The organism is Lysobacter sp. DMC104 (assembly GCF_056313665.1).
Genome location: NZ_JBQUZW010000008.1, coordinates 60,925 through 73,865, shown reverse-complemented (window position 1 = coordinate 73,865; position 12,941 = coordinate 60,925). Strand labels below are relative to the sequence as shown.

Genomic DNA, 12,941 nt, shown 5'->3' with positions numbered 1-12,941 from the left:
CATGCTGATCACACCGGATTTCGTCTTCATCCACATGCCGAAGACGGGCGGGACCTTCATCACCGAAATGCTGCGCCAGGTCTACGGCGACACGGCGGTGGAAACGGGCCGCAAGCACGCCACCTGCGACGAGATCCCGGAAGCGGACTGCGGCAAGCCGATCCTGTCGGTGATGCGCTCGCCGTTCGATCGCTACGTGTCGCAGTATCACTACGGCTGGTGGCGCACGCAGCCGCAGGAGTATTGCGACGCGGCGGTCATCCGCGAGGCATTCCCCGCGTATCCCGACGTCGCTTTCGTGGATTTCGTGGCGATCGCGAATCGCTTCTTCGTGAACGTCCATCGCGGCGTCGCCACGGGCTACGAAGCCCGGCACCTGCCGCCGGCACTGGCGCCCGGCTGGCACACCGAGCAGTTCATCCGCTTCTTCTGCCGGGAGTCCCGCGAGGCCTTCGCCGACCTGACCGAGCAGGATCTGGCACGCGGCCGACTCGATGCGCACGAATATCCGGTCGAGTTCCTGCGCACCGAGACGCTCAACGACGACCTCGCCGATTGTCTCGAACGCTTCGGCGTGGCGGCGACGCACGTGCAGCGAGTTCGCACGCATGCGCGCGTCCTGCCCGACCAGGCGCACGAGGCGCGTGTCCGCACGGATGCGGACGCCTATTTCGACGACGCCCTGCGCGCGTTCGTCCTGCGCAAGGAAGCCTTCCTCTTCAATCGCTTTCCCGAATACCGGACGGAGACGGCATGAACGGCACCAACGACGACACGTGCGTCGCCCTCGTCACCGGCGGCAATCGCGGCATCGGCCTGGCCGTCTGCGAAGGCTTCGCGCGCCGCGGCGTTCACGTCTACATGGGTTGCCGCGACCTCGACGAAGGCCGCGCGGCGATCGAACGCCGGCAACTCGCCAACGTCACGCCGATCCGGCTTGACGTGTGTTCCGAAGCCTCGATGACCGCGGCGATCGACACCATCGCCGCGGCGCACGGCCACCTCGACCTTCTCGTCAACAACGCCGGTGTCTCCGTCGGCGTGCGCGACAAGCCCAGCGAGGAAAGCCTGGCGCAGGCGCGCGCGACCTTCGACGTGAATTTCTTCGGCCCATGGCGCCTCAGCCAGCTCGCGGTGCCGCTGATGCGCGGCCGTCCGCAGGCGCACATCATCAATGTCTCCAGCGGGCACGGCAGTTCCACGCGCATCGAAGGCAACAACCTGGGCTATCGCAGCTCGAAGTCGGCGCTGAACGTGCTGACGCAGGCGATGGCGCTGGAACTCGCCGACAGCGGCATCCGCGTCAACTGCATGACGCCCGGCTGGGTGCGCACCAAGCTCGGCGGCATCGCCGCGCCGCGCACACCCGAGGAAGGCGCCGACACGATCCTGTGGCTGGCACTGGACGGCGGCGGCGAGACCGGACAGTTCTACAAGGACAAGGCGCCGTTCCCGTGGTGAAGGCGCCGAACCTCTTCGTCATCGGCGCACCTCGCTGCGGCACCACCTCGCTGTTCGCCGCATTGAAGCAGCATCCCGACGTCTATGCCTCGGTGCTGAAGGAGCCGCATTTCCACGCGCCGGACCTGCCCGCGCAACCGCACACGGTGACCGATCCCGACGACTACGCGCGCCTGTTCGCCGCGGCGGGCGACCAGCGCTACCGCGCCGAAGCTTCGGTCTGGTACTTCTACAGCCGCGAGGCGCCTGCACGGATCGCGCAGGCGCATCCGGATGCGCGCATCGTGCTGCTGCTGCGCAATCCCGCGGACATGGCCATCAGCCTGTACGAGTTGTACCTGCGCACCGGCAACGAAAACGATGCGGATCCCGCATCGGCGCTGTTCCGCACGCAGCAGGCCCGTTTCGACACGAGCTACTTCCCGTTCGGCCTGCACTACCTGCACCTGCTGGACATCGCCACGCCGCTGGCGCGCTGGCGCGCGCATTTCCCGGGCGATCGCATGCGTGTCCTGCTGTTCGACGCTTTCTATCCCGCGCCGGAAGCCGGCTTCCGTGATCTGTGCACATGGCTGGACATTGATCCCGATGCCCCCGTGAGCTTCGACCCGCGTCAGGCCCGGGACGCCGTGCGCATGACCGCGATGAAGCAACTGCGCGACCTGCCCGAGCACCTGCGCCGCAAACTGAACCCTGACGCCTCGCGCCTGCATGCCGGCAAGGCGCCGGTCGCAATCCCCGACGCCCTCCGCGAACGCCTGCGCGACCAGGCACGCACGCGCAACGCCGGCTTCGCTGCAGCGACCGGCCAGCCTTGGCCCGACGGCTGGTGATCGCCATCGGTTGCCGATCGCCGGCACCGATCCTCCAGACCCCAAACGACAACGGCGACCTCCGGGGAGGTCGCCGTTGCGGAAAATCTGGAGCGGGTGATGGGAATCGAACCCACGCTAGCAGCTTGGGAAGCTGCAGTTCTACCATTGAACTACACCCGCGGAGGGCTTCAGTGTAGCGCCTCCGACGCGACCCGCAACCGGCGGGCCGCGTCGCAGGGACGTGCGGTGGATCAGAACGACTTGCCGACGGTGGCGAAGACGCTGGCGTCGTGGCCGACGCCCTGTTCGGTGGTGACGCTGGCGCCGATGTTGGCGTCGAGGCCGAACAGTTCGGTGCGGGCGCCCATCTGCAGGGTCATGTAGCTGTCGTCGAACTGCACGCCGGGCACCGAGTACGGCAGGCTGCCGGCGATGCTCTGCGAGCGGGCCTTGACGTCGCGCGCGTCGTCTTCGTGCTGCTTGTCCCAGGTGAGGCGGGCGTAGGGCACGAGGTGGTCGTCGATGCGGTAGCTGGCCTGCCAACCGAGGCTGGTGATCAGCGAGTCGTAGCTCTGGTCGAGGAAGGCCAGCGAGGTCGATTCGGCCGGCTGGCTTTCGGCGTAGCCGTCGACGTCGATGTTCTGCGACAGGACGCTGAGCACCGGGCCGTGGCTCAGCTTCTCACCCTTGAACTCGTAGCCGGCGTTCAGGCCGAGGGTGAGGTTGGTGCCGTCGGGCGAACCGGTGTGGGTGCGCTTGACCGGTCCGATCCACACCGTGCGGTTCACGTCGTAGCTGACCTGGGTGTAGCTGAGCTGGCCGCTGGCCCAGAAACCGTCGCCGTACCAGGCGCCGAAGCCGCCGAGGGTGGCTTCGGTCTGGTCGAAGCCGCCGTTGCGGTGGCCGAAGTCGAGGTCGTTGCGGCCGAGGCCGGCGAAGGCGCCGTACACGACGTTGCCGCGCGCCCAGTCGATGCCGCCGGTGAGGGTCGGGCCCATGCCGTCGTAGAGCTTGCCGTCTTCGTAGCGCTGGAAGTCGCCGCGGGTGTCGATCCACCAGCGCATGCCGTCGCCGTCGGGCTTGCCGGCCAGGTGGCCGGAGACGCGATCGGCACGGGCGCGGCCGATCACGCCCTCGGTGTGCGGCAGCAGGCCGATCAGGCGCGGCGCTTCGAGCACCGAGATCGTGTACTCGGCGAGCATCTGGTGCGCGCGGCTGGTCGGGTGCACGCCATCGGCGAACAGGTAGGTGTTCGGCGCGTCGGGCGAGACCAGACTGGTCGGATTGCAGGTCAGCGAGTTGGCGGTGATCTGCGGCTGGCACGCGGTACCGGTGATGTTGCCGAAGCCGTAGGCCGACGGATTCGCGGTGATCTCGCGGATCAGCGTGAAGGTGTCGATCGGGATCACGTGCAGGTTGTTGCTGGCCAGGCCATTGAACAGCGCGCTGTTGTAGCTCTGGGTCAGCGCGGTGCCGGACGCCTGGGCGGCGGCGCCCTGGGCGCGGAAGCCCGGGGTCACGCCGAGATCCGGGATGGTGGGCACCAGGATGTAGCGGGCGCCGGCGTTCTGCAGCGTGCCGACGATGCCGATCTGCGAGGTGACGGCATTCGCGATCGTGGTGGTCGGATCGGCGCCGCCGCTGGTGATGGCGAACAGGTCGTTGGCACCGCCCCACACGGTGTACAGCGCACGGCTGTCGGCGCGGCCGCCGTTGGCGGTCAGGTAGTTGTTGACCTGGGTGGCCAGCGACGGGATCGGGCCGAGCGCACCGGTGCTGTTCACGCCGACGCGGGCGCCGCCGGCGGCGTAGTTGGTGCCGGTCTGGCCGTTGCCGTTGGGCGCGGCGCCGGTACCGTAGAAATCGGCGAGGTACTGCGACCAGACGAAGCCCGGGTTGGTGGTGAACTGGCCGGTGACGGCGCGGACGCTGGCCGGCAGCAGCGGACGGAAGAAACCGCTGTCCGTCAGGCTGTCGCCGAAAAAGACGGTCTGGCTGTACGGACCGGCGGCGGAGGCCGGCAGGGCCAGTGCGGCACTCGCGGTCAGGACCGCGATCGACAGGGCATTGCGGATGGGCCGGATGGCCCGACGGTTGGACGACATGGATCCCACTCCCGAACTGATGGAAAAAAGAAAAAAGCGTGTCGCAGGGCTCCGGCGTTTGTGGGGATACGCTGCCGGATGGTGGCCGCATCGTTTCACGAAGGCTTGTGTGACTCAAGTGTGACAAGGGCCCCGGACGACTGGGCAGGCGGGCGGTCGCGGGCGACAATCCGGCCCATGGACATCCGGCTCAACGGCACCCCTCTCGCCCTCCCCGCCCCCTGCACCCTGGCCGACTTGCTGGTCGCCCAAGGCCTGGCCGGACGTCGGATCGCGGTGGAGGTCAACGGCGACATCGTCCCCCGCGGCCGCCATCCCGAGCACGTCCTCGCCGACGGCGACGTGGTCGAGATCGTCCACGCCCTCGGCGGCGGCTGATCCCGGCGACGCGCGATCCACGGGCGTCGTGCCGCCCCCATCGCCGCGACGATGGGCGATAATCCCGCGATGACCGCGCTTACCCCCTACGACGACCCGCTCGTCATCGCCGGCACGACGTACCGCTCGCGCCTGCTCACCGGCACCGGCAAGTTCAGGGATCTCGACGAGACCCGCCGCGCCACCGACGCCGCCGGCGCCGAGATCGTCACCGTCGCGATCCGCCGCACGAACATCGGCCAGACCCCCGGCGAGCCCAACCTGCTCGACGTGCTGCCGCCGGACCGCTACACCATCCTGCCCAACACCGCCGGCTGCTACACCGCCGAGGACGCCGTGCGCACCTGCCGCCTCGCGCGCGAGCTGCTCGACGGCCACAAGCTGGTGAAGCTCGAAGTGCTGGGCGACCAGCGCACGCTGTTCCCCGACGTGGTGCAGACGCTGAAGGCCGCCGAGCAGCTCGTCGCCGACGGCTTCGACGTGATGGTCTACACCAGCGACGACCCGATCCTCGCCAGGCGCCTCGAAGAGATCGGCTGCTGCGCGGTGATGCCGCTGGCCGCGCCGATCGGCTCGGGCCTCGGTATCCAGAACCGCTGGAACCTGCTGGAAATCATCGAAAGCGCGAAGGTGCCGATCCTGGTCGACGCCGGTGTCGGCACCGCGTCCGACGCCGCGATCGCGATGGAGCTGGGCTGCGACGGTGTGCTGATGAACACCGCCATCGCCGGCGCGAAGGATCCGGTGCGCATGGCGCTGGCGATGAAGCTGGCGATCGAGGCCGGCCGCCACGCCTTCCTGTCGGGCCGCATCCCGCGCAAGCGCTTCGCCTCGGCCTCGTCGCCGGTCGACGGGCTGATCGGATGACCGACACGATCCACGCGCCCGAAGACGACACGCTGCACGACGGCATGTCGGACGACGGCAGGCCACACGACGACCTCGACGCGCAGGGCCTGCACAAACCGTTCACGATCACGCCCGGCCAGCGCCAGATCCGCAGCTTCGTGCTGCGGCAGGGACGCTTCACGGAAGCGCAGCAGCGCGCGTTCGATACGCTGTGGCCGCGGTTCGGCGTGGATTACGAAGGCACGCCGCGCGACCTTGCGGCGCTGTTCGCCGCCCGGCCCGCGCCGGTCGTGGTGGAAATCGGCTTCGGCAACGGCGAAGCGCTGCGCTTCGCCGCGACCCAGGACCGCTCGCGGAACTACATCGGCATCGAAGTGCATGCGCCCGGCGTCGGCCGGCTGCTGAACTGGCTGGACGACGACGGCAGCGACCACGTCCGCGTCTACCGCCACGACGCGGTGGAAGTGCTGGAGCACGAGATCGCCGACGGCGCGCTCGACGAAATCCGCATCTACTTCCCCGATCCGTGGCACAAGAAGCGCCACAACAAGCGTCGCATCGTGCAGCCTGCATTCGCCGCCCTGCTCGTGCGCAAGCTGCGCATCGGCGGACGGCTGCACCTGGCCACCGACTGGGAAGCCTACGCCGAGCACATGTGGGACGTGCTCGATGTCGTGCCCGGCCTGCGCAACGTCGCCGGCCCGCGCGGCGCGGTGCCGCGGCCCGAATGGCGGCCGCAGACGCATTTCGAGACGCGCGGCCAGAAGCTGGGCCACGGCGTGTGGGACCTTCTCTACACGCGCACCGACGATCCCCTGCCCGCACCGGACGTCCACGACTGACGATGGAGAACCAGCTCACCCTCACCAGCGACATGCAGCTCGTGCTCGGGCTGACGGTGCTGACGATGGTGCTGTTCCTGTTCGAGCGCCTGCGCGCGGACGTGGTCGCACTGGTGGTGCTGGTGCTGCTGGGCCTGACCGGGCTGGTCGAACCCGGCGACCTGTTCAACGGTTTCGCGAGTAACGCGGTGATGAGCGTGATCGCGACGATGATCCTCGGCGCGGGCCTGGACCGCACGGGCGCGCTCAATCGCCTCGCCGGCTGGCTGCTGAGGCGCGCACGCGGCGCGGAGACGCGCCTGCTGCTGTTCACCTCCGCGATCGCCGGGCTCAACTCGTCGGTGATGCAGAACCCGTCGGTGATGGCGCTGTACCTGCCGGTGGCCTCGCGGCTGTCCTCGCGCACCGGCATCCCGCTGTCGCGCATGCTGCTGCCGATCGGCGCGGCGATCGTGATGGGCGGCGGCCTGACGATGGTCGGCAACTCGCCGCTGATCCTGCTCAACGACCTGCTGCGCACCGCGAACGACAGCCTGCCGTCCGGCCTGATGACGCTGAAGCCGCTGCCGATGTTCGCGCCGCTGCCGATCGGCGCCGCGCTGCTCACCGCGGGACTGGCCTACTTCCACTTCTCCGGCGTGCGCCGGCTGCGCGACGACGACAGCGACTCCGGCGTCACCCCGGCGCTCACGCAGAGCTACTTCGCCAGCGCCTACGGCATCGACGGCGAGGTGTACGAGCTGACCGTCGGCGCCGACAGCCCGCTGGTGGGCATGTCGCTGCGCGAGACCGAGGACCTGCACGACGCGCCGACGATCCTCGCGCTGAAGACCGGCAACGAATCGCGCCTGGCGCCGCCCGGCGACGCGCGCATCTGGGTGGGCAGCGTGCTCGGCGTGATGGGGCCGCGGCAGGCGATCGTCGATTTCGCGCAGAACCGCTTCCTGCGCATGAGCGGGCGGCTGCGCGAGTTCGCCGACCTGTTCAACCCGGCGCGCGCCGGCATCTCCGAGGCGGTGATCCCGCCCACGTCCACCTGGATCGGCAAGACCGCCACGCAGTTGCAGCTGCGCCGGCGCCTCAACCTGCGCCTGCTCGCGATCAACCGCGACAAGCAGGTGCTGCGCGAGGACGTGCGCGAGATCCCGCTGCGCGCCGGCGACCTGCTGGTGCTGCACAGCATCTGGACCGACCTCGCGCAGTCCGCGGGCGGCCGCGATTTCGTGCCGGTCACCGACTACCCGAAGGCCGAGCAGCGCCCGCACAAGTTCAAGATCGCGATGACGATCTTCGGCATCACCATGGCGATCGCGCTGTCCTCGCGCATCCCGGCGTCGGTGGCGCTGATGACCGGCGTCGCCGGCATGCTGATCACCGGCGTGCTGAAGATGGACGAGGCCTACGCCGCCATCAACTGGAAGACGGTGTTCCTGATGGCCTGCCTGATTCCGCTGGGCTGGGCGATGGACTCCAGCGGCGCCGCGGCGTGGGTGGCGGCGCACACGCTGGACCGCCTGCCGGATGGTACGCCCACGTGGCTGCTGGAGATCGCGGTGGGCCTGCTGACGACCGCGTTCTCGCTGGTGATCAGCCACGTCGGCGCGACGATCGTGATGGTGCCGGTGGCGATCAACATCGCACTGGCCGCCGGCGGCAACCCGACCTCCGCGGCGCTGATCGTGGCGCTGTCGGCGTCGAACAACTTCATGACCGCGTCCAATCCGGTGATGTCGATGATCGTCGGTCCCGCCGGCTATTCGGCGAAGGAACTGTGGCGCGTGGGCGGGCCGCTGAGCCTGATCTACACCGTGGTCGTGGTGCTGATGGTGAACCTGCTGTTCTGAGCCGGCTGTTCTGAGCCGGCTGTTCCGAGCGCAGCGCCCGGGCCGACGCCCCCTCCCGCGGCCGCCTGTAACCGTTTTTTCCGTATGCAGGCACGGCGGCGGCGCCTCCGCGACGCACGCCTGCCCGGTGAAGGACCATCCCCATTCCGCAGTCCAAGGAACGCACTGCCATGACGACACCCGCCCCGCTGACCGCCCAGGCGCTCGCCCGCGCCGGCGACCTCGGCACCCGCCTCGTGCACCTGATCGATGGCCTGTATGGCCCGGACGACCTCTCGCCGGCCAAGGTCGAATACCTCACCGGCCTGCCGATCGGCCGCGACCCCGAAGACCCGCATCGCTACGGCTTCGGCGCGATGCTCGACGACACCTGGGCCTGCAACCTCGCCTCGATCCCCGATCGCCGCGGCGGTCCGCCGAAACGGCTGGTGGTCTCGGTCGACAACATCGCCCGCCGTGCCGATGCGCGGCTGCCGGCCGCCTCGCCGGAGTTCTCCGGCTTCGCCAACGAGCTGCGCACCTGCGGCTACGCGCAGAGCGCGATCCCCGGCCCCCGCGGTGCAACCTGCGGCCATCGCTTCGTGCGCGGCGACGTGGCCGTGGACGTGCAGACCGAGCGCGAGGACGCGCTGGCGATGCCGATCCGTTTCCGGGTGACGCAGCTGGTGGTCACGACCGACGCGACGGCGGAGGTGGGCCATGGCTGAGTTCTTCAAGGGCGTGAGGGATTTCTTCGATCGTCGCTCCGAAGACGAGAAACGCTTCGACCAGATGCTCGACGATTACCGCAAGGGCGACACGCGGGGCCACAAGGACATGGCCAAGGGCATCGAACAGATCATGTCGCTGTCGCCGGACCTCAAGGCGCGCACGCTCGAAACCATCCACGACGGCCATCTGCGCAGCTACAGCGACCGGGCCGTCAACGGCGCCGGCTCGGCGTCCTACCAGGTCAGCGACGGCTCGATCCGGGTGGCGCCGCGCTTCGACGGTTACGACCACACCTACATGGAAACCATGTTCATGCTCGGCCACGAGACCGAGCATGCGCGTTCGATGAAGGGCGTGAACTACGGCGTGACCCGGCTGGCGCCCGAGATCGAACGCATCGCGCGCAGCGACGGCCCGGGGCCACGCGACTACACCGACGCCATCAACGCCTTCGCCGAACGCACGCGCGCCGAGGAAGGTCGCGCCCACATCGGCGGCTTCAACGCCATCGCCTCGTACGTCATCAACGACCGTCATCCGAAGCCCGAGCACCTGCTGCGCGAGCTGTACGAAACGCACCCGGCGCGGATGGGCGACTTCATCGCGAAGACCTCGGTCGGCGTACCCGCCACCTACGCGCTGAAGGACGGACTGACGCTGGGTCGGGACGGGCTGATGCCCTACTCGCCGGAGAACATCGAGGCGATGAAGGGCTACTACGCCGACAAGGCGCAGCTCGGCGCGCCGCACATGAACTACCGGCAGGATTCGATCCAGTTCGCCGCGGGCTTGGTCAAGGACACCGAACGCGCCTTCGCCGAGTCGGGCATGGTCAATCGCGACTACATCATCGACCCGGTCCGGCTGCAGGCGCATCCCGCGCTGGGCCTGCCCGAGAACGGCCGCCTGCAGGCCAGGGGCGAGATCGAAGTGGTGCAACTCGACCTGAGCGACCTCGGACCGCTGGTGGTCGGCAAACCGCTGGTCGAGCCCTCGGTGCCGGTGGCGTCCTCGTCGTCGGCACCGGTCTCGCTGGTGCCTGGCGCCGACGACCACCCGCTGTTCCGGCAGGCGCTGACCCAGGTCGGGGAGCTGCACGCCCGCGACCACCTCGGCAGTCCGCAGGAAGTCCGCAACCTCGCCGCGGCGCTCGCGGTCTCGGCGCAGGAACACGGCCTGCGCCAGATCGACAGCGTCTCGCACAGCCTGGACGGCAAGGGCCTGATCGCCACCCAGGGCGCGGGCGACGTCTCGGTGAGCGCGCGGGTCGAAGGCCTCGCCGCGATCGGCACGCCCGAGGGACAGAGCCTCGGCAAGCTGACGCCGGTCGAACCACCGCCGCAGGTCGCCGTGGGCCAGCCCGCCGCATCGCTGCCGCCGCCCTCCGAGCCGCAGGGACACAAGCCGCAGCACGTCTGATCCGCCTCACCGCGAAGCCGCGCCCCGAAGCCTGAGGCATCCCCACAAGTTTTTGCGGAAGCCTCGGACATTCATGTCCCGATGACATCCGTGAGCCGATTCTGGTCTTGACGTTCCGGGGCCCCTGGTCGCGACGGGCTTCGCGGATCAGGCCCGAAGGGCGCGCGGCAGGATGCCGCGCGTTTTTCGATCAGCACATGGATGTGCTGTCGAAAAACCCTGCGAAGACCGTGCACCCGACGCGCAGCGTCGGGCGCGACCGACGGGGTGTGCTTTCTTTGGGTCACCCTTTCTTTGCACAAGCAAAGAAAGGTGACTCGCTCGCGGCAGCGAGCGAAACAGGAGAACAACGGCAGAACCTTCACAGCGGGATCCCGGCATCCGCCGGGATGACGGGGAATGGGGCTGCGGGATAAAGCAGATCCCTCGCCTGCGGCTCGGATGACACAAGATGGGTCGAACTCACCCGACCCGATGATCTGCCGGGACAAAAAGTGGGGATACCTCAGCCCGAAGCCCGCCGCTGGCCTGCCCGCGGCGGGCTTCGCGTTCCATACTGGGCCCGCACGACCGTCCCCTCGACGTGCGCCCGGTCCGCCCGACGGACCGCCACCCTCCGTCATCACAGGTTTTCGCATGGATCAGTCCGCATCCCCCAGCAGCGCCGAGGACATCGGCCGGCGCGTGCTCCACCTCGTCGAGAACGTCCGCGGCCCGGACGATCTCGCCCCCGCCCGCATCGAACAGCTCACCGGGCTGAAGATCGAGTTCAACCCCGACGACGCCCGCGAATACGGCACCGGCGGCCAGCTCACCGACGCCTGGGCCTACAACCTCGTGTCGCTGCCGCAGATCGGTGAAGCCAGACCCTCGCGGCTGATGTTCTCGTTCGACGACGAGAGCAATGCCAACGCCGACATGGCGCCGATCGCGGTCGACTTCGACGACTACGCCGCCGCGCTGTCGGCCGCCGGCTATCGCCCGACACCGGCCCACGGCAAGCTCGGCAACATCCTCCACTGGGATTTCGCCCGCGACGACGTGACCGTGCAGGTCTACGTGCGCGGCGAGAACGACGACAAGGCCGATCGCGCCTGCGTCTCCCGCCTGATCATCAACGCCTGAGGGATCCCGCCATGGCCGCCGTTCCCGAAGACGTCCTGAAAGCCAGGAAAGCCGCCGAAACGAAGCTCGACAAGATGCTGTCGGACTTCGAGAAGGCCCACGACACCGCCACCGAGACGCCCGGCAAGAACCTGCGCCAGCTGCTCGACAATTCGCCCGACCTGAAGGCGCGCATCGTCGAGTCGGTGCAGAAGGGCCACCTCGAGAAGTTCGACATGCTGCCGGCCGGCGCCAATGCCGGCGGCACGTACAACAGCGACAACAAGACGATCGAGCTGCCGCCGGGTTACCTGAAGAAGGCCGGCACGGACAAGTCCGCCGCGTCCGAACTCGTGTTCGTGATGGGCCACGAGATCCAGCACTCGTTCAACAGCACCGTCAGCGACAAGGCGGTCGACGCCTACGTCAAGGACGTCGACAAGATCGCGAAGACCCCGGGTCCGCACGACTACACCGGCTCGGTGAAGACCCTGATCGACAGCTACCGCAAGGACGAGGCCGGCGCACACATCGGCGGCTACAACGCCATCGTGTCGCAGGTCGCCAAGCAGAAGCACGACGCCGGCGACGACACCGCGCCCACGCTGAAGGAGCTGTACAACGCCCAGCCGGGCCGCATGGGCGACTTCATCGAGCGCGGCGGCAAGGCGCCGAACTTCACCTACGCGATGAAGCCGGGCCTGACCATCGAAGCGGACATGACCCTGAAGTCCACCGACAAGAACGTCGAGGCGATGGGCAAGCACTACTTCGACCAGCCGCCCAGCTCCGCGCGCCTCGGCACCAAGGGCAACCAGGACTACCCGAACTACTACGGCGAATGGGCGCTCGGCGTGATCGACAACGCCGAGAAGCGCGAACTGGCCGAAGCCAAGAAGCACGACCCGAAGGCCACCGCGCCGGAAGTGAAGCTCGACCTGAACGAGCTGCACCTGAAGAAGAACCTGATGGACACGGGCCTGCACTACACCGACAGCAGCCCGAAGAAGCCGACGGTGGACGCCCCCGCCCCGGAACCGGCGCTGTACCGCCAGGCCGAGGACGCGCTGAAGAAGGTCGACGGCCTCGGCCTCAAGGGCGAGGAACTGCGCAACGTCGCCGCCGCCACCGCCCTGCAGGCCCAGACCTCCGGCATGGAACGCATCGACGGCGCGCTGCTCGGCAAGAACGGCCAGGTCTTCGCCTACCAGGGCGACCCCGCCAGCGAATCCGCCGACCGCGTCGCGATCAACGTGCAGCAGGCGAAGCAGCAGCCCGCCGACCAGTCGCTCGCGACGATGATGCTGCCCGACCCGCAGCAGGGCCAGACGCAGCAGCAGGCACCCCGCAGCATGAGCATGTAAGCCCTGGGGCGAATGCCGCTGCAAGACGAAACGCCCCGCAGCGATGCGG

The 12,941-nt window shown here is 68.7% G+C and carries 12 protein-coding genes and 1 tRNA gene; 11 read left to right on the top strand and 2 right to left on the bottom strand.

Annotated features, from left to right (window positions below):
• The first annotated feature begins 1 nt into the window (after position 1).
• From ACT53R_RS11600 to ACT53R_RS11590, 3 genes are read left to right on the top strand one after another with little or no spacing between them, the layout of a single operon-like run.
• Positions 2-757 carry a hypothetical protein gene (locus tag ACT53R_RS11600; RefSeq protein WP_476172035.1) on the top strand — a complete coding sequence of 252 codons (756 nt, stop codon included), beginning with the start codon at positions 2-4 and terminating at the stop codon, positions 755-757.
• The gene (locus tag ACT53R_RS11595; protein WP_476172034.1) at positions 754-1,461 is read left to right on the top strand and encodes an SDR family NAD(P)-dependent oxidoreductase; all 708 of its coding nucleotides are present in this window, start codon (positions 754-756) and stop codon (positions 1,459-1,461) included. Before ACT53R_RS11600 ends, ACT53R_RS11595 begins: the two co-directional genes overlap by 4 nt.
• Positions 1,455-2,294: a sulfotransferase family protein gene (locus ACT53R_RS11590; RefSeq protein WP_476172033.1), complete on the top strand. Its 840-nt coding sequence runs from the start codon at positions 1,455-1,457 to the stop codon at positions 2,292-2,294. Before ACT53R_RS11595 ends, ACT53R_RS11590 begins: the two co-directional genes overlap by 7 nt.
• Before the next feature lie 88 nt (positions 2,295-2,382).
• Here ACT53R_RS11590 and ACT53R_RS11585 read toward each other — a convergent pair.
• A tRNA-Gly gene (locus ACT53R_RS11585) sits at positions 2,383-2,456 on the bottom strand.
• A gap of 71 nt (positions 2,457-2,527) precedes the next feature.
• Positions 2,528-4,381 carry an autotransporter domain-containing protein gene (locus ACT53R_RS11580; RefSeq protein WP_476172032.1) on the bottom strand — a complete coding sequence of 618 codons (1,854 nt, stop codon included), beginning with the start codon at positions 4,379-4,381 and terminating at the stop codon, positions 2,528-2,530.
• A 177-nt stretch (positions 4,382-4,558) separates the two neighbouring features.
• Here ACT53R_RS11580 and thiS point away from each other — a divergent pair, with 177 nt between their 5' ends.
• From thiS to ACT53R_RS11540, 8 genes are all read left to right on the top strand, one after another.
• Positions 4,559-4,759, top strand: coding sequence for a sulfur carrier protein ThiS (gene thiS, locus ACT53R_RS11575; RefSeq protein WP_476172031.1), 201 nt, complete (start codon positions 4,559-4,561; stop codon positions 4,757-4,759).
• A gap of 69 nt (positions 4,760-4,828) precedes the next feature.
• The gene (locus ACT53R_RS11570) at positions 4,829-5,626 is read left to right on the top strand and encodes a thiazole synthase (RefSeq protein WP_476172030.1); all 798 of its coding nucleotides are present in this window, start codon (positions 4,829-4,831) and stop codon (positions 5,624-5,626) included.
• Between the two features lie 44 nt (positions 5,627-5,670).
• Positions 5,671-6,450 (top strand): tRNA (guanosine(46)-N7)-methyltransferase TrmB, encoded by a 780-nt coding sequence (gene trmB, locus ACT53R_RS11565; RefSeq protein ID WP_476172183.1) that lies wholly within the window; start codon positions 5,671-5,673, stop codon positions 6,448-6,450.
• A 2-nt stretch (positions 6,451-6,452) separates the two neighbouring features.
• On the top strand, positions 6,453-8,294 hold the full coding sequence (locus ACT53R_RS11560) for an SLC13 family permease (protein WP_476172029.1): 1,842 nt from the start codon (positions 6,453-6,455) through the stop codon (positions 8,292-8,294).
• Positions 8,295-8,464: 170 nt separating this feature from the next.
• Complete coding sequence (locus ACT53R_RS11555; protein WP_476172028.1) at positions 8,465-9,001, top strand: hypothetical protein; 537 nt, start codon at positions 8,465-8,467, stop codon at positions 8,999-9,001.
• Positions 8,994-10,424, top strand: coding sequence for an XVIPCD domain-containing protein (locus tag ACT53R_RS11550; protein ID WP_476172027.1), 1,431 nt, complete (start codon positions 8,994-8,996; stop codon positions 10,422-10,424). The genes ACT53R_RS11555 and ACT53R_RS11550 overlap by 8 nt, the downstream gene beginning before the upstream one ends.
• Positions 10,425-11,060: 636 nt before the next feature.
• Positions 11,061-11,549 (top strand): hypothetical protein, encoded by a 489-nt coding sequence (locus tag ACT53R_RS11545; RefSeq protein WP_476172026.1) that lies wholly within the window; start codon positions 11,061-11,063, stop codon positions 11,547-11,549.
• Positions 11,550-11,560: 11 nt separating this feature from the next.
• The gene (locus tag ACT53R_RS11540) at positions 11,561-12,892 is read left to right on the top strand and encodes an XVIPCD domain-containing protein (protein WP_476172025.1); all 1,332 of its coding nucleotides are present in this window, start codon (positions 11,561-11,563) and stop codon (positions 12,890-12,892) included.
• The last annotated feature ends 49 nt before the right edge of the window (positions 12,893-12,941 follow it).

Coding starts and splice junctions, on each gene's coding strand:
- ACT53R_RS11555 (WP_476172028.1), top strand. CDS start 8,465: ATGACGACACCCGCCCCGCTGACCGCCCAGGCGCTCGCCCGCGCCGGC.
- ACT53R_RS11545 (WP_476172026.1), top strand. CDS start 11,061: ATGGATCAGTCCGCATCCCCCAGCAGCGCCGAGGACATCGGCCGGCGC.
- trmB (WP_476172183.1), top strand. CDS start 5,671: ATGTCGGACGACGGCAGGCCACACGACGACCTCGACGCGCAGGGCCTG.
- ACT53R_RS11550 (WP_476172027.1), top strand. CDS start 8,994: ATGGCTGAGTTCTTCAAGGGCGTGAGGGATTTCTTCGATCGTCGCTCC.
- ACT53R_RS11595 (WP_476172034.1), top strand. CDS start 754: ATGAACGGCACCAACGACGACACGTGCGTCGCCCTCGTCACCGGCGGC.
- ACT53R_RS11560 (WP_476172029.1), top strand. CDS start 6,453: ATGGAGAACCAGCTCACCCTCACCAGCGACATGCAGCTCGTGCTCGGG.
- ACT53R_RS11600 (WP_476172035.1), top strand. CDS start 2: ATGCTGATCACACCGGATTTCGTCTTCATCCACATGCCGAAGACGGGC.
- ACT53R_RS11570 (WP_476172030.1), top strand. CDS start 4,829: ATGACCGCGCTTACCCCCTACGACGACCCGCTCGTCATCGCCGGCACG.
- thiS (WP_476172031.1), top strand. CDS start 4,559: ATGGACATCCGGCTCAACGGCACCCCTCTCGCCCTCCCCGCCCCCTGC.
- ACT53R_RS11580 (WP_476172032.1), bottom strand. CDS start 4,381: ATGTCGTCCAACCGTCGGGCCATCCGGCCCATCCGCAATGCCCTGTCG.
- ACT53R_RS11540 (WP_476172025.1), top strand. CDS start 11,561: ATGGCCGCCGTTCCCGAAGACGTCCTGAAAGCCAGGAAAGCCGCCGAA.